Raw genomic sequence first — 26,527 nt, forward strand, 5'->3', positions numbered from 1 at the left:
CCTACTTATGTAAGGGTGCTTGAATACACGGTACCACCAAACTTATGATTGCTCATCACTTTACTGATGAAAAGGTCATCAGAGCCGCCAGACTGTAAAGTTAGGTGTATTCAGTCATAACTTCCCGTCAGTTCCCAGCCCCACTGACTCTCTAAGAGAGAAGTTTATGTCTTACTTGTCCTATAGTCTGAAGTATATAATTATGTTATTAGTTTAATGAAGGAATGCTTCTAAGTCAAGTCCTTCCTGTGCTATACTGAATATAATTCAGGAGGTTAGAGATGTCAAAACTAAAGCGAAGTTCTTCTGACGGGAAGAATATCTATACTCAAAATAAGTCTAATCTTAAGACAGTCAAATGGACACCCTATGTCATATTCAATTCTATTTATAAAGTATGTGCGAATCTATTTCTCCTCATACTGATCGGCGGTTTTCTTCTTGCCACGTTACTGGGCGGCTTCGGCATCGGTTATTTTGCAGGACTGGTCAAAGATGAACCTGTCCCCTCTAAAAATGAACTGAAGAACTCATTATACTCAATGAATCAAAGTTCTACTGTTTATTTTGCGGGAGGGGAATCGTTAGGGAGTCTGAATGCGGATACCCTGCGCACCGTCATTCAATATGATCAAGTCACACCACATGTGGTCGATGCCCTGATCTCCACCGAGGATGAGAATTTCTATCAGCATAACGGCATTGTCCCTAAAGCTTTCATCCGGGCAAGCGCCCAGGAATTTCTCGGCAGCGCTTCTTCATCAGGGGGCAGTACGTTGACGCAGCAGTTGGTGAAGAACCAGTTGCTGTCCAATGAAACTTCCTTTGAGAGAAAGGCAAAAGAAATGCTGCTGTCATTCAGAGTCGAAAAGACACTGACTAAAAAGCAGATACTTGAAGCCTATTTAAATGTGGTCAGTTTCGGTCGTAATACTAACGGTCAGAATATCGCGGGGATCGAAGCGGCGGCACAAGGTGTGTTCGGTAAAAAAGCGAAGGATCTCAATATCGCTCAGAGTGCCTATCTGGCCGGTATGCCTCAGAACCCTTATGCCTATACACCCTTCTTGATCACCGGGGAAGTGAAAAAAGATGCTGACCTTCAATACGGCTTTCAGCGTCAGAAATATGTGCTGAAGCGGATGAAAGAAGAAAAGAAAATCACCGAACAGGAATACCGGAATGCACTGAAATTTAATCTGAAGCAATCATTCGTTGAACGGATATCCAAGCCGGACGTAGAATATCCTTTCCTGACGAAGGAAGTGGAAAATCGTGCAGTCGATATCCTTAAATATGAACTTGCCAAAAAAGATAAAGTATCAGCGCAGGAACTCGATGAGACCCCGATACTCAACGACGAATATACAGCTCTCGCTAACGATAAAGTCAGAAATGAAGGCTATAAGATTCAGACGACAATCAATAAACCGATCTTTGATAAAATGAACGAAATCAAAGACAATCCTTATTATTATTCCTATGATCGACCAGCTGAAGTAGAAGGCAAGACCGTCAACCTGCAGCAGGAAGTCGGTGTCATGTTAAAAGAGAACGAAACCGGAAAAATCATCGCGTTTGTCGGTGGACGTGACTACGAAAAATCACAGAATAACCATGTGACGCAGACAAGACGCTCACCCGGCTCTACCATGAAACCGCTCGTGGCCTATGCCCCTGCGATTGAATACGGCGTCACAACCCCTGAAACGATGCTGCTCGATAAACGGTTCGATGTGAATGGATATTCACCGGAGAACTATGCGCGTGAAGAGTTCGGCCAGATCACTACACGTATGGCGCTTATCAACTCTTTCAACTTGAGTACGTTAAGACTTTATTCAAGCATTCAGGATAGAAAGCCATGGGAATTCCTTGATAAGATGCACATCAATATCCCGGATAACCAGAAACCTAACCTATCCCTGCCGCTCGGTGCGACAGATATGACCCTTGAAGACGATGTGGACGGTTTCTCGACATTCGCCAACAAAGGGAATTATCAGGAATCCTATATGATTGAATCCATCAAAGATAACAGCGGTAAAACCATCTACAAACACCAGGCAGCCCCTGAGCGGGTATTCAGTGATGCGACCGCCTATATCATGACAGATATGCTGCGTGGTGTCCTGGACACGGGTAGTGCTTATCAGCTGAAAGGCACCTTCCAGTTCAACCAGGACTGGGCAGGTAAGACAGGTACTGCTGAGAACGGTACAGACAGTCTCTTCATCGCTTATAATCCGAAGGTGACTCTCGGCATCTGGATGGGCTATGATAAGCTCATACCTTTTGACGAGGAGAATCACTATCAGCTGAAGTTATGGCGGGATATCAACAACAGTATTACAGCAGTTGATCCTGAGCAGATGGGTGTGAACGAGCAGTTCAGTAAACCTGACAGTGTGGAAACCCGTAAAATCTGTCAGATCACCAACAGCCCGAATGGTTCATGTAATCAGGGCGAACCTGCTGCTGACAGTCTCGTATGGAAGAATACAGACTTATCGAATAAAACGATTGATGATTCACGTGTGCTGAACCGCTTAGGTAACAAGATTGACAGCAACGTTAAAGCGAAGATTTCTCCTAAGTCGCCTATCGCGGATCAGTTCAATAAATTGCGTGGCCAGAATAAGAAAAGCGAAGATAAAACCCAGTAAAAATGATGCACCCCAAGCGTTAGATCTGACATCTGACGTTTGGGGTGTTTTTATACGGCTCAATATTCATCAAAGTGTGCCATTCAGCCGACAGAAAAAGACGCAACCATATGGATGCGTCTCATATCATTAGAATAAACCGACTGCATTACCTTCCGCGTCGATATCCATATTCAGTGCGGCTGGTTGTTTTGGTAAACCAGGCATTGTCATGATATCGCCTGTTAACGCCACGATGAAGCCAGCCCCTGTTTTAGGGATTAATTCACGGATCGTGATTTCAAAGCCGGCTGGACGGCCTAATTTCTTAGGATCATCTGTGAATGAGTACTGTGTTTTAGCCATACATACCGGGTAGTTATCCCAGCCGTTGTCTTTGATTGTTTTAAGCTGTTTTTTCGCGCTGTCCGTGAAGACTACATCATCTCCGCCGTAGATATCCTGTACAATCTTGCGGATTTTGTCTTCAACTGGTAATTCAAGCTCGTATAATGGTTTGAAGTTCTGTTCAGTATCCATGACTTCTTTCACGAGTTTAGCAAGCTCTACGCCGCCTTCTCCGCCTTTTTCCCAGACTTCTGTCAGCGCGATTTTAATATTGCGGTCTGCACACCATTGTTTAACGAAGTTCACTTCTTCTTCTGTATCAGTAACGAACGCGTTTAAAGCCACGACCGGTTCAACACCGAACTGTTTTAAGTTCTCTAAGTGTTTTTCGAGATTGACAATACCTTTTTTAAGTGCATCAACGTTTTCAGCTTTAAGCTCATCCTTCGCTACGCCGCCATGCATTTTCATCGCACGGATGGTTGCGACTACAACAATAGCACTTGGTTCTAAACCAGCACGACGTGATTTGATATCCATGAATTTCTCTGCACCTAAGTCAGAACCGAAGCCTGATTCAGTCACCACGATGTCTGCCATCTGACGGGCTGTGTTAGTTGCGATGATTGAGTTACAGCCGTGCGCGATGTTAGCGAATGGACCGCCGTGGATCAGAGCAGGTGTGCCTTCGATTGTCTGGACTAAGTTAGGTTTGATTGCATCTTTCAGGATTAAGGCTAAAGCACCTTGTACCCCTAAATCTCCGACAGTCACAGGTTTACGGTCATAAGTGAAACCGATGGTAATCTTAGCGATGTTTTCTTTTAAGTCATGAATATCACGAGATAAACAGAATACGGCCATGATCTCACTGGCAACCGTGATATCAAATCCATCTTCACGAGGTACCCCTTTGAACGGGCCGCCTAGACCTACAACAACCTGACGTAATGAACGGTCATTCATATCTAATACACGTTTCCAGGAGATACGACGAGGGTCGATGTTCAGTTGATTTCCTTGATAAATATGGTTATCAATGAATGCCGCTAATGCGTTGTTCGCAGTAGTAATCGCATGTAAGTCACCATTAAAGTGCAAGTTGATCTCTTCCATTGGTAAGACTTGCGCGTAACCTCCACCCGTAGCGCCGCCTTTCATACCAAATACAGGTCCAAGAGACGGTTCACGAAGAGCAACCATAACGTTTTCACCGATTTTTCTGAATGCATCACTCAGCCCGACAGTTACAGTAGATTTCCCTTCGCCAGCTGGTGTCGGACTCATCGCAGTCACTAATACCACTTTACCTTTAACAGGCTTATCAATTAACTGTGTATTAATTTTTGCTTTATAAAAACCATAAGGTTCTACTGACTCTTTCGGAAAACCCGCTTCTTCAGCGATTTCCTGGATGGGACGAATTGTAGAGCGTTTAGCGATTTCTAAATCAGATAAATATTCAGCCATTATATTGTGTCTCTCCTTTAAATGTTTTTAACTCCTATTTAATGATATGATAAAGCGGTTTCATTGTCGACCGATTTACAAAAAAAAAATAAAGAATCAACTTGAGTTGATTCTTTATTTCGTTGTGCCTCTATAATCAATTCGATAAGGCAGCACCACATTGGTCTCCTCTATCTCTTCATCATTCATGAATTTCGTGAGAAGTCGCATACCGACTGCCCCGATATCATAGAGCGGCTGCATCACACTGGAGAGCTTAGGACGGACCATCTGCACAAGACGCGTGTTATTAAAACTGATGATCTGCAGGTCATCAGGAATAGAAAGGCCGGCATCCTGCGCTGCATGGACGATGCCGATAGCCTGTTCATCGCTGATACAGAGCACGGCCTCCGGTTGTGTATCCTTGATATGATGAAAAGCTTTTTCGCCATCAAGATACTGTTCATTGCCGATGTAGACAGCAGAAGGATCCAAGTGCAGTTGATGCTCTGTCAGAACGGCCTCCATACCTGCCTGTACATCCAGCCGGGCTTTTTCAGAGTAACCGCCCCCTACAAATGCAAAACGTTTAACTCCTTGCTCAAGCAAGCGCTCAGTGATCTCTCTACTTGCCTTTTTATAATCAATATTGACAGCCGGCAATGTCTCTTCAACATCGTGTGTACCAGATACCACTACAGGTACAGAAGTCGACTGGATCAGCTGCAGGGTCTCAGATGACAATGTCCCCCCCAAGAAGATGATGCCATCGACTTGCTTACTGAGCAGATTATTGAAAATATCATTTTCTTTTGCAGCATCATTATCCGAGTTCGAGATAATCGTCTGATATTTATACATTTTTGCGATGTCTTCCAGGCCTCTGGCAAGCTCCGAATAGTAAATATTAGAGATATCAGGGATAATGACACCGACAGTTGTCGTCTTTTTGCTGGCAAGTCCGCGGGCAACAGCATTCGGGCGATAGTTCAGACGTTTGATGACTTCATTGACCCGGTCTCTTGTCGCTGGTTTAACGTTCGGATTGCCGTTAACCACTCGTGAGACAGTCGCCATTGACACTTTGGCCTCGCGTGCGACATCATAGATAGTAATTGTCATGATGACCTCCTGTAATCGTTTTCTTTCTCATTATATCACGCTTTTTGACAATGTTATATTATAAATACAACTGACGGGCTTTGTCAATTTCAGTGAAGAAAGAATCAAATTCCTGAAGGTCCATCTGCTGGCCAGCGTCACTGAGCGCAACGGCCGGATCCGGGTGAACTTCTGCCATCACACCGTCTGCCCCTACTGCCAGGGCGGCTTTCGCAACAGGCAGCATGATATCCTTGCGCCCTGTGGAATGCGTCACATCAACAAGCACTGGCAGGTGAGTGCCCTGCTTCAGGATAGGTACCGCTGAGATATCCAGCGTGTTGCGTGTCGCTTTTTCATACGTTCTGATGCCGCGTTCACACATGATGATCTGACTGTTGCCGTTAGAGTGAATATATTCTGCCGCATAAATAAATTCCTCAATGGTCGCCGCTAAGCCCCTTTTCAGCAGAATAGGCTTATTGGATTTACCCGCTTCCTTCAGAATCTCAAAGTTCTGCATATTACGTGCACCAATCTGAAAGACATCAACATACTGATCGGCCATTTCAAAATGCGCGGGATTGACAATCTCCGAGACGATATTCAGTCCATATTTCTTGTTCATCTCTTTCAATATCTTCAGGCCTTCTTCACCTAGCCCCTGGAAATCATAAGGGGATGTGCGCGGTTTAAAGGCACCGCCCCGAATGAACTTCTGTCCTCTCGCAGCCAGCTGACTTGCCACCGCGTCAACCTGCTCATAAGATTCGACAGAACATGGACCAAATACAAATATTTTCTCCTGTCCGCCGATTTCTGCGCCGTTAGGGAACGAGACAATGGTGTCTTCCGGCTTCATCTTACGGGAAACCAGCAGGTGTTTCTCATTCTGGGCCTGCTGTAGTTCTGTGGATGCTTTGAAAATTTCTTTAAACAACTGTTTAATGACATTATCATCATAAGGGCCTTTATTCTGTTCTATCAGTTGATTCAGCATCTCTTTTTCACGTTGCGGGTCATATATGTCTGTCCCCGCCTTCATTTTCTCCTGCCCTATTTTCTTAGCGACTTCTCCGCGCTCTGTCAGAAGCTCGAGTATAGCAAAGTTGATTTCTTCAATTCTAGTTCTTAATTGATTGAGTTCTGTCATTATTACACCTCTTCATAAAAAAATTTAAAATAAAAATAGTAGGGCGAGAATCACCCTACTATTCTATCACAGGATTAACAGAATCACTTGCTATTTGTTTTTACCTGGTTTGTTATTATTTTTATTGTAGTTTTTGTTGTTGCTGTTGTTTTTATTGTTATTTTTTTTCTGGCTATTCTGATTTTTGTTGACGTTGCCACTTACATCAGTATTGTTCTTTTTGTGTCCTTCAATATCACTCGTTGTATCTTTATCAACGATCGCTAATGGCTCAGTTAAAGAATCATCATTCACTTCTTCTTTGATGGCACGGCGTTGTGCAGCAAGAGCGTCAGTATCAGCTTTTAACTGTGTATCCGTTTTAACGTCAGTATTGTTTTTATCTCTATCATCAATTTCTACAACTTTAACAGTTGAATGCGGTTGTGTTGTTTGACTTTTGTTATCTTCTTTTTTCTCTTGTGCTTTTTCTTTTACTTCTTCTTTTTTCTCCTGTGCTTTTTCTTTCACTTCGCCTGCTTTTTGAGCGACCTGTTCTTTTACTTCAGGTGCTTTCTCTGCTACTTTCTCCTGCACCTCGTTCGCTTTCTGCTCAGCCTGTTCTTTCACTTCGCCTGCTTTTTGAGCGACCTGTTCTTTCACTTCAGGTGCTTTCTCTGCTACTTTCTCCTGCACCTCGTCCGCTTTCTGCGCAGCCTGTTCTTTCACTTCGCCTGCTTTTTGAGCGACCTGTTCTTTCACTTCAGGTGCTTTCTCTGCTACTTTCTCCTGCACCTCGTCCGCTTTCTGCGCAGCCTGTTCTTTCACTTCGCCAGCTTTTTGAGCGACCTGTTCTTTCACTTCAGGTGCTTTCTCTGCTACTTTCTCCTGCACCTCGTTCGCTTTCTGCGCAGCCTGTTCTTTCACTTCGCCAGCTTTTTGAGCGACCTGCTCTTTCACTTCAGGTGCTTTCTCTGCTACTTTCTCCTGCACCTCGTTTGCTTTCTGCGCAGCCTGTTCTTTCACTTCGTTCACTTTTTGAGCGACCTGTTCTTTTACTTCAGGTGCTTTTTCTGATACTTTCTCCTGCACCTCGTTTGCTTTCTGTACAACTTGCTCTTGAACTTCTCCCGCTTTTTGCACGACTTGTTCTTTGATTTCCTGTGCTTTTTCTTTGACATCGCTGACTTTTTCAGTCACTTTAGCTTTGATTTCATCCGTTTTTGAAGGCTGCGCTTCTTTGTCAACTGAGTCATTAACTGCACTGTCCTTGAATGTAACCACTTTAGTGTTGATATCTTTCTTGAGGTCGCGACCTGGCTTTGGTGCGAGCAGTAATCCTGCGAGAGTACCAATTGCAATACCAAATGTCAGACCGAAAGTGAAGTCACGAGCGATTGTATTTCTGCATTGTACTTCATATTCCTTCACAGAATGCGTATGTAAATCGCGATTATAGGTATGACCTCCGTTTGATCTGTAAACCGTTGCCGTTTCATTGTTTCTCCCATTGTTAAGCTCTCTGTTATAAGTATTGACCATGTTGTTTCTCCTCCTCGAATTATAAAAAAATAGGAATACACTTATTTATCAAGTATATTCCCAATTATTTTATTCATAAACTTATTTATTGTGAAGTCCTGCATTGATTCTGTCTTCATCTACATGATTGTAGTTTGCAGTATCTTTATTGAAGACTTCTTTGTCCTGGTTGACAACCACTTGGTTAGAGAAGTCATAAGCGTTACGACGCTCTTTTCTCATTTTCCATTTGTCTGCCACTTCCATTGCAACGTTAGACCATTGTACCACTTGTGCAATCTGGTCTTTGTTGTTTGCGATGTTCTGCGTGATTGAAGTTGTCACACGATCTACGTGGCTGTTTAAATTGTTGACAGTACCACCGATGCCTTGAACCGCATCCACAACCGTATTTAAACGAGCTGATTTATCCTGAACATCCTCAGCCAGTCTGTTTGTTTTGTGAAGTAAGTCAGTTGATTCACGAGTAATCCCCTGAATCTGTCCTTCTACTCCGTCCAACGTTTTAGCAACGTGGTCTAAGTTTTTCTTAACTGAAAGTAATACGATGACGATACCGATACACAGAATCAAGAATGCGATTGCTGCGATAATACCGGCGATTGGTAAAATCCATTCCATATTGAGCCCCTCCTAGTGTGGTTATCCTTAATTTACTCTTTTTTTATACCCCTGTTAAAGGGCTTAAAACATGTTAGTTAAACCATTATAACAAATTTTCATAGGATTGCTGAAATTTCTGAATATCTCCGGCACCCATAAAGAGCAGGACTGAATCACTGTGCTGCTTCAGCACATCGATGCCCTCTTCCGTCAGCACCTGAGAACTCGGGATCAGTTCAGCTAAATCCTGAATGGTTAACGTCCCGTTCTTTTCGCGGGCCGAACCGAAGATTTCACAGAGATACACTTGATCCGCTTCTTTCAGGCTGTCTGCAAACTCATTCAGAAACTTTTCTGTCCGTGAGAAAGTATGCGGCTGGAAGATGGCGATGACTGATTTAGCCGGATACTTTTTACGCGCTGACTCGATTGTCGCTTTAATCTCTGCGGGATGATGCGCATAATCATCGATCAGAATCTGTGAGCCTTCCTTTTTCTCACTGAACCGACGCTTCACGCCGCCGAATAATGCCAAGGCTTCCTTGATATTGTCGACGTCCAGTTGCTCAAGGTAGCAGACGGTGATGACTGCCAGAGCGTTCAGCACTTGATGGTTACCGAACATCGGTGTTTTGAAATTGCCGTAGAACTGGTTATCAATGCGTACATCGAAAGACGTTCCCTCACTGGATGTGACGATATTCTCAGCCCTGACTCTGTTATCCTGACCTATACCGTAGTAATAGACCGGTATATCCACCTTAAGATTGTGAAGAGTCTTGTCGTCACCGCAGGCAATGATCGCTTTTTTGACTTTATGTGCCATCTCCTGGAATGCATTGAAGACATCCTCTAAATTTTTGAAGTAGTCGGGATGGTCAAAATCAATATTTGTGATAATAGCATAGTCAGGCGTGTAGCTGAGGAAGTGTCTTCTATATTCACACGCTTCAAATGCGAAATACTCACTTTCAAGCTGGCCCATCCCTGTGCCGTCGCCAATAAGATAGGACGTTTTTTTGTCGCCGTTCATCACATGAGACAGGAGTCCTGTCGTAGATGTCTTACCGTGGGCCCCTGTCACCGCTATAGACGTATACTGACTCATGAAACGACCCAGAAAGTCGTGATAACGATAGTACTCTACACCTAATTCCTTTGCACGGACGACTTCTGGATGGTCATCCCCGAAGGCATTACCGGCAATAACCGTCATGCCTTCTTTAATATTAGCTGCGTCAAACGGCATGATCTGAATGCCTTTATCTCTAAGTGCATCCTCCGTAAAAAAATGTTTGTCGATATCAGAGCCCTGCACCTCATGATCCATATCAAACAGAATATGTGCCAGTGCACTCATACCTGAACCCTTTATACCGATAAAATGATATAACGTCATAGTTCCACTCCTATAATTGATTTTCACTCACTAACACAGTTCTTGGTTTAGAACCATTTGCACCACTAATATACCCCATCGATTCTAAACTGTCGATGATTCGAGCCGCACGATTGTAGCCGATCTGGAATCGGCGCTGCAGCTGGGAAGTCGAGATGTGCCCTTCTTCCAGCATGAACTGCACCACTTCATCAAAGAGTTCATCCTGCGGGACTTCGTTCCCTTTTTCGAGCAGTTCTTTCTCCTGAAACAGGTATTGCGGTTCCCCCTGCGCCTTGATGTAGTCCACGACTGCGTCAATTTCCTCATCCGAAACATAGCAGCCTTGAATACGGATCGGTTTATTCATGCCGTTGCCCTGGTACAGCATATCGCCGTTCCCGAGTAATTTCTCGGCACCGCCATTGTCCAGAATGGTTCTGGAATCAATGGAAGACGAGACCATGAAGGCAATCCGTGTCGGTACATTGGCTTTGATCAGACCGGTGATGACATTGACAGAAGGCCGCTGGGTCGCGAGAATCATGTGGATGCCTGCCGCCCGCGCTTTCTGAGCGATACGGGCAATTGAATGTTCAACGTCCTGCGGTGCCATCATCATCAAGTCTGCCAGTTCATCGATGACCACGACAATTTTCGGCATGCGTTTGTCATAAGGTGATTTCTGATTGTAAGCTGTGATATTACGGACATGGACGTCAGAGAACACTTTGTAGCGTCGTTCCATTTCTTCCACGACCCACTTCAGACTTTCTGTCGCTGCTTTCACATCGGTGATAACCGGTGCAATCAGGTGAGGCAGCTCATTATAAGGTGCCAGTTCCACCATCTTGGGATCGATCAGCAGTAGCTTCAGTTCATTCGGATTATTGCGATATAGCAGCGATAACAGAATGGCATTGATGCTGACCGATTTACCTGATCCTGTTGCTCCCGCAATCAGTGCGTGCGGCATCTTCGCAATATCCATCAGCATCGGCTCATTATTGATTTTGGCACCGAGCGCGACCATCAGCTTCGATTCAGCGAACTTAAACCGTTTACTGAAGATCACTTCACTTAGATTGACCTTGCGCGTGTCAATATTCGGGACTTCCACGCCGACACGTGACGTACCTGGAATCGGTGCTTCAATGCGAATCTCCTTCGCGGCAAGCGCCATCTTGATGTCATCCTGCAAGTTAGTGATGCGGCTGACTTTCACGCCTTTTTCCACTGATAATTCGTAGCGGGTGACAGACGGGCCGATGACCACTTCTTCCACTTTCGCCGGAACATTGAAGTGATAGAAAGCTTCATCCAGCTGCTGACGCTGTTCTTCCACCCATTCAACATTTTCATGTGATTTCTCTTCCGGTGACAGCAGACTGACGGGTGGCAGCAGATACTTCGGCCCTATTCTTTTGGTTTTTTCGGTCTCTGCTTTCTTCTCTTCAGCTGATGATGCCGGAGCTGTTTCCTTTGTCACTGAAGTTGCTGACGCTTTATTCATCAGTCGTTTTTTATCAGATGGTGTCATCAAGACATTGAACGGTGATGTTTTACGTTTGGGCTGTGGTGCAGGTTCTGAGGTTTCGCTAGACTTCACTGTTTCAGTGAAAACTGCCTCCTCAATTTCAGGTTCTTTTATCACTTCAGGCTGTGGCTCTGATTCAGTTGATAACTCAGATAGTGGTTCTGCACTTTCTGCCTGTCCTGCCATTATCTCTGTTTCTATTACTTCCGGCTCAGTTTCCACCGCTTCAACGGGTTTTTCTTCAACTACTTCCACCGCTTCTGTAACAGCTTCTATCTCTCTTTCAGCCTGTTCAGTTTCAGGATTTCGTCCGACTTCAAAGACCATTTTCTCTATCACAGCGTCATTCTGAGCTCTGCTTGAATCTACTTCAGTGACTGCCGGCTCTATCAGATGATCTTCTGATGAATCAGATGAGACAGTAATGGTCTCAATCGGCGCATCTTCTGTTAATGGTGCACTGATTTCCTCCACTTCAAGCGATTTAAATGATTCCTCCTGCAGCTCAATCGTTTCCACTTCTAATTCTGCTGTTAGAATCTCTACCAGTTTCTCCTGCTCCTTCTGCTGTCGTCTCGCTTCTTCAAATGCCTTTCTTGCCTGCATTTTCTTCTCGCGTTCCTTGCGGATTTCAGCGACAATCTGTGACGCATAGATATTCTCGACATTGACCACATTATCCTTCTGACGGTATGTCGGTATGTCCGGCTTCACTTTTTCCGGCTTCTTACCTGTCAGCGGTGTGATGACTACTTTTTCCTCGCTAGGTTTCAGGTTTTTACGGGTGCCGAATATAGCTGACGGCACTTCGCTTGCCGTAAACTGTCGTTTCTTATCAGGTATTCTTTGCGGCTGGTATTCTTTCGTTCTCTGCGGTCTCGGCTTCTCCGGCTGTTCCTGTTTCTGTCTTCTCGCTCTTCTTCGCTCAAAGTATTCGTCGTCAACAAACTGCTGACTCATCCGGCCGTTGTCCTGAACTTCAGGCTGTTCTGTTAAGACGGGCTCTTTGCGGTCATCACCAAGGTCGATAGGAAAGCGGAATTTCCCGCGTGGCCTTCTATAAATATCCTGATGCTGATCAACATCTGTCTCGACAGGCTGCTGTTCTTTTTCATCTTGTCCAAAAAGTTTATCGAACCAGCTCATCTTCAATCACACCTTTATAATTGATTAAAAAAGTCTGTTCCCGGTGTCATGGACGCATCCAGAACAAGAATCCCTTTTTTCTCTTCTGAATCTGTAAGCCCTAGTTCACGTTCTGAACAAATCATCCCGCTGGAAGGCACACCGCGTAATTCAGCATCTTTGATAATCATCCCGCTTGGCATGACAGCTCCTACTTTTGCAACTACGACGTTCTGACCTGCCGCAATATTCTTCGCTCCGCAGACAATCTGCAGCACTTCATCGCCGACATCTACCTGGCAGACATTGAGTTTATCCGCATCAGGATGTTTCTCCATCTCATCCACGTGTCCGACAACGAATTTAGGAGAGAGATCCACTTCGAGTGGGCCGATCCCTTTCTTCGCTAAAACGTCATTAATCTGAGCGACACGCTCCTCGTTCAGTTCAACCTGGCCGTCTGATTGAATGTTCAGCTCTGCGACATTGTAGACATTGTAACCGACAATCTCGTCATTCTGCAGAATCGTCACCACATCACCCTGGCGGTTATAGGTGAATGGTCCTTCCGTCTGTTTCACTGTGATAAGAAGAACATCTCCAATATGCTTGTTATAAAAAATATTCATGTGGTCTACTCCTTTTTTTCCTGTTCAAATTTTTTACGGTTCGCTTCAATTCGTTTCATTGTTTCTGTATCTCGTTTTGCGTTGTTCTTGCCAAGAATGAAAACCGGCGTCAGTGTACCTTTGTCGTACTGGAATGACAGAGAAGTGATGGGCACGAGGCCGTTGCTGAAGAACTGCATCATCATCTGCGCCATGATATCATAGCCTGTTTCATTCTGAATATCCGCAATGATCAGGACATCAGCATGCGGTGTCGCAATGAGCAGCTCGCCTTCTTTCTTACGGTCAAACTCAGCAAGAAGGCTTTCGTTTAAAATACGGCTGGCGTCGTAACCATCATTGGAATTGAAGAAATAAAAAGCGTTGCCCGCTACCTGATCCTTTTTATAAGGGTTATCGAGCTTGCGGATATTAAACAGCGCCTGTTCTCTGACATGGTCCGCTGATAACTTCATTTCTGACAGCAACTGCTCGTCAATCAGACGATAGGTCGTACCGAGGTCCAGCGCATAATAAATATTGGTCTCAGCCGTATGCGCTGTGATGAGGAAGGGCTTTCCGTCCGTTTCTTGCGGGAAGCTGGTTGAGCGGATGACCGGCATAATTTTGATGGCATCAACGGATTTCTCACGTTCATCTGCCATCGCTTTTATCGTTTCACTGATGTAATACAGCACTTCATCAATAATCTTCTCGCCCTGCGCTTTATGTTTGGCGACGATAGGTGCAAGCTTGATCGTCAGACCTTTCTGGTTATCAGCACGCTCGACACGCAGCGTCTCTTCTTTGCGGTCGAACTTGATATTCAGCTCTGATGAATCCAGTTTTGCGGTTATGGCGTCACGTATTTCAAAGACATTCATCTCTATACACTCCTCAATTCATGTACTCTTCATTGTACAATAAAACCACGATGAACGGTAGCCATCGTGGTCTGTCATTAAAGAGCATCAATAAAGGCATTGATCTCTTCTTTAGTTTTGCGGTCCTTCGAAACAAAGCGGCCGATTTCCTGTCCGTCTTTAAAAGCAATAAAGCTTGGAATACCCATTACATCATATTCCACCGCCAGATCCATCAGTTCATCGCGGTCAATGGAGACAAACTGATAATCAGGATGAGAGGCTTCGATCTCTGGCAGTGCCGGTTTAATAAAGTGACAATCCGGACACCAGCCGGCTGTAAACATCGCAATCGTCGGGGCATCGATCATTTCCTTGAAGTTCTCTACACTTGTTATATTTTTCATGTTCGCTCTCCTGTCATAATCTGCTGATCACCTGGTTTGATGATATGTGCATTTTTCATCAGTCTATATACACTATAACTGATAACGGCCGGCAGAATAAAATGAAACACTAGAATCTGCAGCCATGTTTCGACGGATGTGCCCATCGTCCGTATCGTCATGATCTGACCGACGAAGCCGCTCGTCCCCATGCCCGCACCGGCCGCCACATTTTTCATCGGCCAGAGAATGGTCATGAGCGGTGCTGTAATGATACTCGCAATCACCGGCGGCACCAGTATGAACGGATTTCTTAAATAGTTCGGAATCTGGATCTTACTTGTGCCGATGCCGTTCGCAATGACCCCTTGGATGCCATTGTCACCGTAACTCGTCACTGCAAAGCCGATCATATGGCAGCAGCAGCCGATTGTCGCAGCTGCTGCGGCTGTCCCTTCAATGCCAAGCATAAGGGCCAGTGCAGCACTTGAGATCGGACTGGATAACGTCAGGCCGAAGACAGCCGACACTAAAATCCCCATAAGCAGCGGCTGCTGCTCAGTAGAGAATGTGATAAAATCCCCGAGTCCGGTCATCAGTCTCGCAATAAACGGCCCGATCAGTTTAGCGACAACCGCGCCGATGATAAGCGTCAGAAGCGGTGTCAGCAGTATATCAATCTTCGTTCGCCCGGAGTACAGCCGGCCTATCTCTGATGTGATCAGTGCCACCAGATATGTCCCTGCTGCACCGCCGAGCTCATAGCCGTACATGCCGGTCACAGCGCTCGAAAAGATCACTAAAGGTGACGCACCGAGCCCGTAAGCGACACTGACGCCGACAGCAGCCCCTGTATAAGTTTTGGCCATCTGACCAATCGTAATAAAGAGAGACGTATCAAAATACGGTTTCAGCTGCGTGCCGATTGTCTCAATAATCAAGCCGATAATCAATGAACTGAACAGTCCAAGTGCCAGATAGCTCATCCCATCTATGAACCATCGCTTCAAATATGTTTTCATCCCTTCACCTCAACGTTCAGTATAAATGATTTGCAGGGAGAAGTGTACATAAAAAAAGACAGGTCATTGACCTGTCTAACGTGTCTCAATCATGTTCAGGAATCGCTTGAGCGGCTCAGACTTAGGCTGATTGAAGATATCATCCGGTGTCCCCATCTCTGCGATCTGCCCTTCATGAATGAAGGCGATACGGTTCGCCACATTCTTCGCGAAGTTCATTTCATGCGTCACAATGACCATTGTCATACCGTCTCCTGCCAGATCCTTCATGACATTCAATACGTCGTTGACCAGTTCAGGGTCAAGTGCAGATGTCGGTTCATCAAACAGCATGACCTTCGGATTCATGGCAAGCGCCCGGGCGATGCCGACACGTTGCTGCTGTCCGCCTGACAGACCAGACGGATACTGATTCATGACATGCTCAAGCCCTACTTTCTGCAGCAGGTTCACTGCGATGCCTCTCGCTTCTTCTTTCGGCATTTTCTTGACGATGACCAGGCCTTCCATAACGTTTTCAAGGGCTGTCATATGAGGGAACAGCTGATAGTTCTGAAAGACCATCCCAGATTTCTTTCTGACGGCAATCTGACTTTGCTTATCTTGATTGCTGTATGTCTGACCGTCCACTGTCACCGTCCCTGTCGTCGGTAATTCGAGCGCATTCATCATGCGGAGGAGCGTTGTCTTCCCGGAACCGCTACGCCCGATTAACACCACAACCTCACCATTACGGACATCCAGGTCCACGCCTTTAATGACTTCTTTGTCGCCGAAGCTTTTATGGATATCTCTCATTTCAATCATGACACATACTTCCTTTCAATGCGACGTTCGTATCTGCCCTGAACAAATGAAATGATAAAGCAGACCACCCAGTACATCAGCGCAACGAGTGTGTAGATCGATAGAAACTCATAGCTTGTCGCTGCCACTTCCTGCGCCTTCCGGAACATCTCAGCCACTAAGATAAAGCCGAGAAGGGAAGTGTCCTTGATCAAGCTTAAGAACGTATTGCCGAGTGCTGGAATCGAAATTCTCAGGGCCTGAGGCAAGACAATACGACGCATGGTCATCCATTCTGTCATGCCGATGGAATAAGCGGCCTCACGCTGTCCTTTAGGAATGGATATAATACCGCCGCGGATAATTTCAGAGGCATAAGCCCCTACATTCAGGCTCAGGCCGATAATCGCTGCGACGACGGGTGCTAATGTCAGCTGTTTATCAGGGTCGCCCGTGATGAGCCGGCCGATCTCAGGAATACCATAGAAAATAATGAAAAGCTGGACGATCATCGGCGTCCCACGAATGATAGAGACATATATTCTTGCAATAGTCCTTAAAAAACGGTTATCAGAAATTCTGCTCAGTGCTGTAGCAAGCGCTATGATCAGTCCTAAGACAAAGGTAATAATAGTAATAGGGATTGACCAAGTGATCAATCCCTGTAACATAGGCAGAAACGCTTGCTGAGCTGCGTCCAGGGCGTGCTGCTGTTCTGCATTAAGGTTGAGTGACATCTTCACCGAACCATTTTTCACTGATTTTTTTCAGCTCGCCGTCTTTTTGAAGGTCGTCAATAGCTTTATTGACCTTATCGATTAAAGCTTTATCTGTTTTCTTGGTGAAAACAAATGCTGACTGACTTTTTTCAGCGTCACCTTCAATGACTTTGATATCTGCATTTTTCTTCTGTTTCATATAATCCAGCACTGATAATTTCTCGTTGAATGTCCCTTCAACACGATTAGATAATACAAGCTCCATAGACTGGTTGAAACCTTCTACCTGCGTAATCTGTGCGCCTTTGTCTTTCGCCAGTTTACCGTAGTTGGATGTTAAAGTCTGGGCAAGTTTCTTACCTTCCACATCGTCAAATGATTTGATGTCACTGTTTTTGCGTGTCACAAGCACAGCGTTCGTATAAGTGTAAGGTTTAGAGAACTGATATTTCTGCTGACGTTCTTCATTGATACCGACTTGATTAGCTACTGTCGTGAAACGACCTGAGTTCAGGCCGGCAAACATTGAATCCCACTGTGTCTCCACAAATTTCACTTTGTAACCCATCTTTTTAGCAACCGCTTCAGTCACTTCGACGTCGAAGCCTGTTAATTTGTCATTCTTGTCGTGGAAAGTGAAAGGAGAATATGTCCCTTCCGTTCCTACTGTTAAAACTTTGTCCTCTGATTTAGAACTGTCAGATGACTTGTCTGATTGACCGCATGCTGCAAGGAAGATGAGCACTGCCATCATCATCATTAAAAACTTCTTCATTTTGTCCGCTCCTATTCTTATTGATTTACTCGGAATAACTTCATTCTAGTGCATTGTGACGTTAAGTCAACAAAAAGATGCTGAAGTCGGGTCGAAACTTGAATTTTTCTGTTGAAAGACGATAATAGAAGTAAGGAGGATTGACGATGAAACTTAAATCCATTATTGCTGGCACGACACTTATTCTGATTGCAGGCTACTTCTTCTCACTGCGCTACCAGCTGAAGAATCCTGCCAAAGTACTCGCTGAAATCAAGCAACAATATACTGATGTCGAAGGGGGCTATATCGACTATACCCCGGAGAACTATAAAAAACTCGGCCTGGAAACAACTATTTATCGCGGCGGCGTCATCACGACGACGAGTGAATATGATTTTATAGCAGATGCCTATAGCGGCGAACTCATTGATACAACAGAGATAACCACAGTTTAACTAACTGTGGTTATTTTTCAGGTGATCGAATGCTTTCTTGATTCTGACCATCCCTTCTTCAAGACGTGCATGGTCACAGGCGACATTCAACCTGAAATGAGTACTGTCACCGTGCATATACGTACTGCCGATGCCTACTGCCACCTTCCCTACTGTCTGCAGGGCCTGCTGGACTTCTTCCTCACTATAGCCGCTCTTGCTGAAGTCTATCCACATGAGAAATGTTGCGTCCGGAATATAGACGCCCAGCACATCATCAAGATGCGTTTCTATATAGTTTGTCACGAACTTCATATTCTCCAGGATAAAGTCATTGAGTGCATCCACCCAGTCGGCACATTCCATATAGCCCGCTTCTATCGCGTTGAGCGCTAAGGCATTCGGATTTCCGATGCCGGCAGCCAGAATCTGGCGGGAAAGCTCCATCTTCAGGAACCGGTTTTTCGTCACATAATAGGCATGCGGCAGTCCTGATATATTGAATGTCTTTCCTAGACAAGAGGTCACAATCATAGGACTGTCCGGTTTCATCCAGTTGATCAGAGACTGATGAGGCTGCTGTCTCACAAAATCCATATGAATTTCGTCCGCAATGATAAACACATCATGCGCTTCACAAATGCTGACGATTTCATCCAGCTCTTCAGTCGTAAACACTTTCCCCGTCGGATTATGGGGATTACAGAAGAGGAAGACTTTCATATCAGGGCGCTGACAGAGTGACTCAAAGGCATCGAAATCCATCTTATAGGTCTGCCCGTCGAATACGAGCGGTGACGGGACAACGACTCGTCTGTTCGCTTCTATCAAGGTCAGAAATGTGTTGTAACTCGGAATATTGACAATGACACCTTCCCCCGGCTGGGTCAGTGCGCGGATGGATTCAGTGATCGTGTAAAGGACGGTCGGCGCGTAAAACAGATCATTATTCATGACACGCGTATCAAATCTCGTTCTATACCAATGTTTGATAGGTTCATAGAACTTGTCCTGCTGCCATTTCGTATAGCCGATAATCCGATGATCGAGCCGTCCGTGGAGCGCGTCTAATATCGGCTGCGGTGTGGCAATGTCCATATCTGCAATCCAGAAAGGCAGCATGTCCGTTGTTTCATAGACCAGGTCCATGCCCTCATATTTAATGCTCTGTGTATGACTGCGATCAATCACTTCATTAAAATCGTACATTTTAATTTCCCCCTTTTATTTCATTTTAGCACGTGCCCACAAAAAAGACCGCCCTTTAGGCGGTCTTAGAAAGTGGCTTCTAATCGATTGATGCGGAAGCCCTTGCTTGAGAATTTATCTTCGTATTCAGTTCTGATATTATCTGCCGGCTCATCTGTATGAAGATCGAGACTGATATTCTTGAGCTTCATACCATACTGGCTCATACTTTCCAGCGAGAACTCGAACAGCTGCTGATTGTCTGTTTTGAAATGAACTTCGCCGTCCTCTTTCAGGATGACCTGATAGAGCTTCAGGAAATTCTCATGTGTCAGACGTCTTTTCGCATGACGCGTCTTCGGCCATGGATCGGAGAAGTTCAGATAGACACGGTCCACTTCCCCTGCTGAGAAATAGTCCGCCAAATGTTCCGCATCTAAAGTCAGCAGGCGCAGATTCGTGATGTTCTGTTCGACTGCTTTTTCGACGATACGGATCATGACGTTTTTATCACGTTCGATGCCGATGTAATTGATGTCAGGATGGGCTTTTGCCATCTCTGTTATAAAGCGGCCCATTCCACTGCCGACTTCTATATGAATCGGCTGGTCATTATTGAACCATTCTCTCATCTGACCTTTTCTAGCTTCGTCAATACTGACGATTTCAGCATGAGCGAGAAGGAAATCTTCAGCCCATGGTTTATTTCTCATTCTCATGTCGTATCTCCTTATATAAAACGGTTTCTCGACAGCACGTCATCCAAGAAGACGAGCCAGTAGTTCATGTCCTGATAACGGTTTTTTTCCTCGTACCATTCCACCATCGCAATAGCCTGGATCACTGTATACCATTTCATGCGTTTTCTCAGATCCAGTGAATCATCTATCCCGTACTTCCGGAGCCACTGCGGCCAGTCTTCCGGCTTGATATACGTATACAGGATCATGCCGATATCTATCGCAGGGTCTGCAATCATCGCCCCTTCCCAGTCCACGAGAAACAGTTCGTCCTGCTCGGACAGGAGCCAGTTATTATGATTGACATCGCCATGACAGACCGTATAGAAAGCCTTGTCGAGTACAGGCATATGTTCATCCAGGTAAGTGAGCGCTTTACGGACAACGCGATGGGCCATGACCTGTCTGGACAATGATGAATTGATCTTAGTGAGCAGCATCGATGGAAACATCGGCTTCATCTCCAGTTTCTTGAGCATACTGGACAGCTGCTTAGAGCCGTGTATCTTACGAAGAAGAAGTGCAACACGTTCGGAATCCATTTCTTCCGGTTCGAGCGCTCGACCGTTCTTCCAGTGCTGGGCCGTCACGACTTCCCCTGTTTCAATACGCTTCGTCCACACTAGTTTAGGTACAATTCCTTCTGCCGATAATGCAGCGAGGAACGGACTGGAATTTCTTTTGAGAAAGAGCTTATGTCCATCCTGTTCCGCCATATATGCTTCGCCGGATGCACCACCAGCTGAGTCGAGCGTCCAGCCCAGTTGATAGAAATGTTCCAACATGTTCACCTCCATTCAGAAAAAAGAAAAGGCTCGAGATAGAATCAAGAGCCTTATCCAAGTACATTGCCAAAAAAGCGACTTGCTTAAATTTTATATCCTTTGACCTATTAATTCAAGAGTAAAATCAAGAAGCTGGATAAATCTTCTCCTTGAAAGCTTGCTGAAGCTTACGTGTCAGGGGCCCGATCGCCATGACCTGATCATCAATCTGAGTGACAGGTGTGACTTCCAGTGACGTACTGGAGATAATGACTTCATCAGCATCATAAAGCGCATCAGGCGTGAATGCCTGTTCGACAAACGGTATATTCAGCTCTTCTGCACAGCGCTTGATCACTTTGCGCGTGATGCCATTTAAAATCAGATGATTGGCAGGATGTGTATAGAGGGTCCCGTCCTTGATGATAAAGACATTGCTTGACGCCCCTTCTGTCACGATGCCATCCCGGACCTGAACAGCCTCTACAGCATCTGCGATATGCGCCTGCTGCTTTGCCAGCACATTGCCCAGCAAATTCAGGCTCTTGATATCACAGCGCAGCCAGCGGATGTCTTCCAGGGTGATAACTTTGACTCCCTCTTCCATACCCTGTACCGGACGCGCTGAATCATAAGAATAGATTAACGTTACCGGCTCTGTTGATTCAGGAAAGATGTGATTGCGCTTGGCGATGCCACGTGTCACCTGCACATAGATCAAGCCGTCTTGTACGCGATTCTCAGCTATCAGACGCTCACAGATAGCGATGTAATCGTCCACGGTTGATGCAAGTTCAATCTGGATTTCTGAGGCACTGCGCAATAAGCGTTCGAAATGCGCCTCGGCAGTGAAAAGTCTGCCCTCATAGACACGGACCACTTCATAGATACCATCGCCGAACTGATAGCCGCGGTCGTCAGGGCTGATGGCTATGTTGTCATTGATGTATTCACCATTATAATAGATAAGACCCATATCAGTCCTCCACGCAGACAGCATGGATGGCTTCTAAGTAGATAGCTGTTGCATCAAACAACTGTTTTTTCGTGATATATTCATTCTTCTGGTGCATCAGATCAACTGAATCTTTGAACATCGCGCCGAATGCCACCCCTTTTTCAAGGTTACGGGCGTAAGTACCGCCGCCGATCGTATAAGGCTCGGTCATATCACCTGTCTGATTGCGGTAGGCTGTCAGCAGCTTCTGCACGAACGGATCGTTTTTATCGACATAGTGCGGTTCCTGATGTGTATTGACATCAATCTCAAACTCATCCTTGATACGTTCTGTAAAGTCAGCAATCTGCTGATTGAAATCAAAGCCCGTCGGATAACGGAGGTTCACACCATAATGTCCACCGTCTACGTCTGTATAGCTGATGACACCGATATTGGTCGTCAGGCGGCCCATCTCTTCTGTTTCATAGGCCATGCCGAGCTTCTCGCCGAAATGTGAATCATAGAGATAGCGATCTCCGAACTGAACGAACTGTGCAGCTTTTGCATCCAGTTTCAAGGTATTCAGGAAGTGGACGAGATATAGTCCTGCATTAATCCCGATGGAAGGATCCATACCGTGCACTGATTTCCCTTCGACCTGCAGCAGCAGACTGCCATTGTCAACAGATGACTGACCCGTCAGTTCATGCTCACTGAGGAAGTTGTCAAATGACTGTATCGTATGATCCATTTTTTCTCTGACAACCAGCTTCGCCTCAGCAAAATCAGGTACCATATTATAACGTTCACCCGCATTAAGTGCTTTCAGTTCTACCTCCGGTGTCTCGCCTTCTGGTGACGCCGTCTGAACGATATCAAACGTTGTGATCCCTTTTTCACCGTGGATCAGCGGGAAATCAGCATCGGGAGCGATACCGAGGTCCGGCATCTCTTCGGTCTGGAAGTAGCGGTCTGTACACATCCAGCCTGATTCTTCATCGGTACCGATAATCATGTGGATACGCTTTTTGAAGTCCACGTTCATATCATGCAGGATTTTCACGGCATAGTACGCTGCGATGGTCGGTCCTTTATCATCCAGTGTGCCCCGAGCAATCACACGGTCTTCAGTGACAACCGGATCAAATGGCTCCGTCTCCCAGCCGCTGCCGGCAGGAACCACGTCTACGTGACACAGGATACCGAACAGGTCATCCCCTTTACCCATTTCGATGCGCCCTGCAATATGGTCGACATCGACAGACTTAAAGCCGTCCCGTTCAGCAATTTTGTACATATATTCGAGTGCTGCTCTAGGTCCCGGACCGACAGGTGTCTCTTTTGACATCAGGCTGTCATCACGGACACTTTCAATTGCGAGCAAACCCTTTAAATCTTCGATGATCTTGTCTTCGTATTGTGCAACTTTCTCTCTCCACATGTTACATTCCTCCTTGTATTACTCATTATTTTACATGAAATATTCTGAAAATGAAAACACCAAAAAAGCCGTCTATTAATAGACAGCTTTTCATAAAGATTATTTAAGGTCGTTTTTATTGACTGCAGTCGGATTATTATCCGTCACGTTGTTGTGATCCGTTACGATATGAATGTTGCTTGCGCCACCTTCATCATCAAACGTCGTCACTTGCTCTTGTGTATTCGCCTGGTTTTTAGGGAAGTCACCTTCGTTACCTTTGACTTTATCGATAACAGGTGCTGCCTTTTCTTTTACTTTGTCTGTTAAGTCCGCTTTATAAGCGTTTGGATCTTCTTTTGCTTTTGAAACCTCTTCTTTAGCTACTTGTGTTAAATTATTTGCTTTTTCTGTCAGATTAGCTTTATAAGCATTCGGATCCTGTTTCGCTTTGTTGAGTTCATTCATTAACAGATCGCGGTTTTCTTTTTTAGAAAGGATAGCTGCAACAGCAGTTCCTCCGAGAACTAAAGCTGTACGTAATAAACTTGGTTTGTTGTTCATGGTCATCCACCTCTGAATAGTATATTTGTAGTTAAAATATACCCAGCCCTTATACCTTTAAACATGCTGTACGCGATTTATTTCTTCTGCCGTCATTTCGCGGTACGCACCGGTTGCGAGGTCAGCGGGCAGCTCAAGACCGCCCATCTGAATTCTCTTCAAGTAAGTGACCGTAGAGCCGACCGCCTGAAACATACGCTTCACCTGATGAAACTTCCCTTCCTGAATCGTAACCTCAATGATATGCGGCTTGATGATCTTGAGTGCTGCCGGCATACAGCGGTAACCGTCATCCAATGTGATACCTGCTGCGAACTGGTCGACAGTCTCATCTGTCACCGTCCCATCCAGTTCGGCGTAATACGTCTTATTGACATGTTTTTTCGGACTCAGCACGTCATGCGTGAACTGGCCATCTGTCGTTAATATGAGCAGACCTTCCGTGTCCTTATCCAGCCGGCCGACAGGATGCAGCTGAAAATGCTGATATTCCGGCATCAGGTCAATAACAGTATCATGAAGATGATCTTCCGTTGCACTGATGACTCCTGCCGGTTTATTCAGAATGATGAAGAGTTCGTCGACATAGCGCACTTCTTCGCCTTGACAGAGCACCTGGTCCGTTTCCGGGTTTAATTGGTAATCAGCCTTTCTAACGATGACCTCATTGACTTGTACGCTGCCTTTTTTAATCAGCTGTTTCACTTCTGTCCGCGTCCCCATGCCGTGATTCGCCAGAAATTTATCGAGCCTCATCTGAGATGCAGCTTTCCGGCAAGTTTACCGACACGTTTGCCTAAGTAGCGTTCAGCGTGACCGGTTTTCAGCGTGATCAGGGCGTAGATCATAATACCCACAGTGCCGCAGATGACGAGAATAATCAGTGACTGCCCTTTCGATTCTACGCTTAAGAAATGCAGCAGTATCCAGTAGACCAGGCCGACGACTGCCAGCATGATGCCTGTAAAAGTCGCAATCTGCAGCATCTCTTTAAAGGTTGAGCGGAGCGGAAAATGACCATATTTACGGATCACCATCATATTGCAGATAATGGCGAACAGCATAGCGATCGAGGTAGAAAGAACCGCCCCGTTCGTATGGAACAGAATAATCAGCGGCAGATTAAGGATGGCTTTGATGGCGATCGAGCCGAGCACGATCCAGACTGTCAGTGCCTGCTTGTCAATCCCCTGCAGAATAGCAGCCGTGACTGATGTCAATGACAGCAGTATGCCCGCCGGTGCGTAGAACATCAGAATCTGCGTCGCTGTTGCGCTATAGCTGTAGAACACTGTGTAAAGAGGCGCTGCAAGCAGCATGATGCCGAGTGAGGCAGGGACTGTCAGATACATGAGAACCCCGAGAGACGTTCTGATCTGCTGATGCATCTCTCTGATTCTGCCCGATGCATACGTCCGTGTGATGGAAGGCACCACGCTGATAGCGAATCCGCCTGCTAAGGACGTCGGTATCATCACCAGTTTATTGGTCGTCAGGTTCAGCATCGTCAGCAACTGGTCATGGAGTTCTGACGGCACTCCCGCAATCGCCAGACCTTTATTATGTGTGAACTGATCGATCATGATATAGAGCGGCACACTTAAGCTGACAATGACAAAGGGTACACTGTAGAGCAGAATCTCCTTATACATCGCACGATAGCCGACATCTATTGACGTTTCGTCTGAGTCGATCATCTGATCGATAAAAGGTTTACGTTTACGCCAGTAGTACCAGAGCGTAAGAAGTGCAAAGATCGCACCGATAGCAGCAGCGAACGTCGCCACTTCGTTCGCGAGTAACAGTCCTTTGTCCAAGACGTGCAGCACGAGGTAAGCGCCACCGAGCAGGAAAAGGATGCGGGCAATCTGTTCAATGACAGTCGACACAGCAGTCGGCCCCATTGAATCATACCCCTGAAAAATACCGCGCCAAGTGGCAAGGAACGGAATAAAGATAACCGCAAACGAAATCACCCGCATGATATGGGTGATATCATCGACTGACCAGACACCGTTCTGGCCGTCACCTGCTAAAGTCGCTTCTGCTATCATCGGAGAGAGTAAATAAAGTATAATAAAGCCTAAGAGACCGGAGAGGCTCATCACGAGCAGACTTGACTTGTAGAGCTTCTCACTGACCCGGTATGCACCCAGCGCATTGTATTTCGAGACATACTTCGCGACAGCGAGCGGCACCCCAGCACCGGCAATCGTCAGCATGACGACATACGGCTGGTAGGCATAAGTATAGGGCGCTAAGTTCTCTTCACCGCCGATAATCGCGTAAAACGGTATGACGTATAGAATGCCGAGTACCTTCGTAATAAATATACTGGCGGTTAATATAAAGGTACTTCTCACTAATGAATTACTTTCTGACATATCTTCATCCCTAACTATCTAGTTTTAAACTATTCATATATTATCATCTTTACATCAGGTTAACTACTTTTAATTAAGAAAAGGAGCAT

At 45.6% G+C, this 26,527-nt stretch carries 23 protein-coding genes and 1 pseudogene; 2 read left to right on the plus strand and 22 right to left on the minus strand.

Features of this window, described 5'->3' with window-relative positions; all coding sequences use genetic code 11:
- Window positions 1-281 precede the first annotated feature (281 nt).
- On the plus strand, window positions 282-2,666 hold the full coding sequence (locus ERX55_RS02605; protein WP_133451014.1) for a transglycosylase domain-containing protein: 2,385 nt from the start codon (window positions 282-284) through the stop codon (window positions 2,664-2,666).
- Window positions 2,667-2,795: 129 nt separating this feature from the next.
- Here ERX55_RS02605 and ERX55_RS02610 read toward each other — a convergent pair whose 3' ends face one another.
- The 14 genes and pseudogenes from ERX55_RS02610 to ERX55_RS02675 all read right to left on the minus strand — a co-directional run bounded on the left by ERX55_RS02610 (window position 2,796) and on the right by ERX55_RS02675 (window position 18,022).
- Complete coding sequence (locus tag ERX55_RS02610; RefSeq protein WP_133451015.1) at window positions 2,796-4,463, minus strand: formate--tetrahydrofolate ligase; 1,668 nt, start codon at window positions 4,461-4,463, stop codon at window positions 2,796-2,798.
- A 114-nt stretch (window positions 4,464-4,577) separates the two neighbouring features.
- Window positions 4,578-5,567, minus strand: a complete 990-nt coding sequence (gene ccpA, locus ERX55_RS02615) for a catabolite control protein A (protein ID WP_133451016.1) — start codon at window positions 5,565-5,567, stop codon at window positions 4,578-4,580.
- Window positions 5,568-5,625: 58 nt separating this feature from the next.
- The gene (locus ERX55_RS02620) at window positions 5,626-6,699 is read right to left on the minus strand and encodes a bifunctional 3-deoxy-7-phosphoheptulonate synthase/chorismate mutase (RefSeq protein WP_133451017.1); all 1,074 of its coding nucleotides are present in this window, start codon (window positions 6,697-6,699) and stop codon (window positions 5,626-5,628) included.
- A gap of 90 nt (window positions 6,700-6,789) precedes the next feature.
- Window positions 6,790-8,220 (minus strand): apolipoprotein A-IV repeat region-like domain-containing protein, encoded by a 1,431-nt coding sequence (locus tag ERX55_RS02625; protein ID WP_133451018.1) that lies wholly within the window; start codon window positions 8,218-8,220, stop codon window positions 6,790-6,792.
- Between the two features lie 81 nt (window positions 8,221-8,301).
- Window positions 8,302-8,841 (minus strand): DUF948 domain-containing protein, encoded by a 540-nt coding sequence (locus tag ERX55_RS02630; RefSeq protein ID WP_133451019.1) that lies wholly within the window; start codon window positions 8,839-8,841, stop codon window positions 8,302-8,304.
- An 85-nt stretch (window positions 8,842-8,926) separates the two neighbouring features.
- The gene (murC, locus tag ERX55_RS02635; RefSeq protein ID WP_133451020.1) at window positions 8,927-10,222 is read right to left on the minus strand and encodes a UDP-N-acetylmuramate--L-alanine ligase; all 1,296 of its coding nucleotides are present in this window, start codon (window positions 10,220-10,222) and stop codon (window positions 8,927-8,929) included.
- Between the two features lie 10 nt (window positions 10,223-10,232).
- A pseudogene (locus tag ERX55_RS11680) lies at window positions 10,233-11,624 on the minus strand (DNA translocase FtsK); the annotation flags it as partial.
- A 1,274-nt stretch (window positions 11,625-12,898) separates the two neighbouring features.
- Window positions 12,899-13,492, minus strand: a complete 594-nt coding sequence (ytpR, locus tag ERX55_RS02645; RefSeq protein ID WP_133451022.1) for a YtpR family tRNA-binding protein — start codon at window positions 13,490-13,492, stop codon at window positions 12,899-12,901.
- A gap of 5 nt (window positions 13,493-13,497) precedes the next feature.
- Window positions 13,498-14,355, minus strand: a complete 858-nt coding sequence (locus ERX55_RS02650; protein ID WP_133451023.1) for a DUF1444 domain-containing protein — start codon at window positions 14,353-14,355, stop codon at window positions 13,498-13,500.
- A gap of 77 nt (window positions 14,356-14,432) precedes the next feature.
- Window positions 14,433-14,741 carry a thioredoxin family protein gene (locus ERX55_RS02655; protein ID WP_133451024.1) on the minus strand — a complete coding sequence of 103 codons (309 nt, stop codon included), beginning with the start codon at window positions 14,739-14,741 and terminating at the stop codon, window positions 14,433-14,435.
- Window positions 14,738-15,742: a PTS sugar transporter subunit IIC gene (locus tag ERX55_RS02660; RefSeq protein WP_133451025.1), complete on the minus strand. Its 1,005-nt coding sequence runs from the start codon at window positions 15,740-15,742 to the stop codon at window positions 14,738-14,740. Before ERX55_RS02660 ends, ERX55_RS02655 begins: the two co-directional genes overlap by 4 nt.
- Window positions 15,743-15,817: 75 nt before the next feature.
- Entirely contained in the window at window positions 15,818-16,549 is a 732-nt protein-coding gene (locus ERX55_RS02665) for an amino acid ABC transporter ATP-binding protein (RefSeq protein ID WP_133451026.1), read from the minus strand.
- Window positions 16,546-17,265, minus strand: coding sequence for an amino acid ABC transporter permease (locus ERX55_RS02670; protein ID WP_133451027.1), 720 nt, complete (start codon window positions 17,263-17,265; stop codon window positions 16,546-16,548). The genes ERX55_RS02665 and ERX55_RS02670 overlap by 4 nt, the downstream gene beginning before the upstream one ends.
- Complete coding sequence (locus ERX55_RS02675; protein ID WP_133451028.1) at window positions 17,249-18,022, minus strand: amino acid ABC transporter substrate-binding protein; 774 nt, start codon at window positions 18,020-18,022, stop codon at window positions 17,249-17,251. The genes ERX55_RS02670 and ERX55_RS02675 overlap by 17 nt, the downstream gene beginning before the upstream one ends.
- A 146-nt stretch (window positions 18,023-18,168) precedes the next feature.
- On the opposite strand from ERX55_RS02675, the gene ERX55_RS02680 reads away from it, so the two are divergent.
- On the plus strand, window positions 18,169-18,459 hold the full coding sequence (locus ERX55_RS02680; RefSeq protein WP_133451029.1) for a hypothetical protein: 291 nt from the start codon (window positions 18,169-18,171) through the stop codon (window positions 18,457-18,459).
- On the opposite strand, the gene ERX55_RS02685 is transcribed toward ERX55_RS02680, so the two are convergent.
- From ERX55_RS02685 to ERX55_RS02720, 8 genes are all read right to left on the minus strand, one after another.
- A complete protein-coding gene (locus ERX55_RS02685) occupies window positions 18,460-19,647 on the minus strand; it encodes a MalY/PatB family protein (protein ID WP_133451030.1) in 1,188 nt (395 codons plus the stop codon).
- Between the two features lie 65 nt (window positions 19,648-19,712).
- Window positions 19,713-20,345 (minus strand): tRNA (guanosine(46)-N7)-methyltransferase TrmB, encoded by a 633-nt coding sequence (trmB, locus tag ERX55_RS02690; protein WP_133451031.1) that lies wholly within the window; start codon window positions 20,343-20,345, stop codon window positions 19,713-19,715.
- Between the two features lie 11 nt (window positions 20,346-20,356).
- Entirely contained in the window at window positions 20,357-21,148 is a 792-nt protein-coding gene (locus tag ERX55_RS02695; protein ID WP_133451067.1) for a phosphotransferase family protein, read from the minus strand.
- 127 nt (window positions 21,149-21,275) lie between these two features.
- Window positions 21,276-22,106, minus strand: a complete 831-nt coding sequence (gene dat, locus ERX55_RS02700; RefSeq protein ID WP_133451032.1) for a D-amino-acid transaminase — start codon at window positions 22,104-22,106, stop codon at window positions 21,276-21,278.
- 1 nt (window position 22,107) lies between these two features.
- Window positions 22,108-23,511: a dipeptidase PepV gene (gene pepV, locus ERX55_RS02705; protein WP_133451033.1), complete on the minus strand. Its 1,404-nt coding sequence runs from the start codon at window positions 23,509-23,511 to the stop codon at window positions 22,108-22,110.
- A 99-nt stretch (window positions 23,512-23,610) separates the two neighbouring features.
- On the minus strand, window positions 23,611-24,054 hold the full coding sequence (locus tag ERX55_RS02710; protein ID WP_133451034.1) for a YtxH domain-containing protein: 444 nt from the start codon (window positions 24,052-24,054) through the stop codon (window positions 23,611-23,613).
- Between the two features lie 57 nt (window positions 24,055-24,111).
- Window positions 24,112-24,810, minus strand: coding sequence for a pseudouridine synthase (locus ERX55_RS02715; protein WP_133451035.1), 699 nt, complete (start codon window positions 24,808-24,810; stop codon window positions 24,112-24,114).
- Window positions 24,807-26,438 (minus strand): putative polysaccharide biosynthesis protein, encoded by a 1,632-nt coding sequence (locus ERX55_RS02720; protein WP_133451036.1) that lies wholly within the window; start codon window positions 26,436-26,438, stop codon window positions 24,807-24,809. The genes ERX55_RS02715 and ERX55_RS02720 overlap by 4 nt, the downstream gene beginning before the upstream one ends.
- Between the last annotated feature and the right edge of the window lie 89 nt (window positions 26,439-26,527).

Source organism: Macrococcus bovicus (assembly GCF_004359575.1).
GTDB lineage: Bacteria > Bacillota > Bacilli > Staphylococcales > Staphylococcaceae > Macrococcus > Macrococcus bovicus.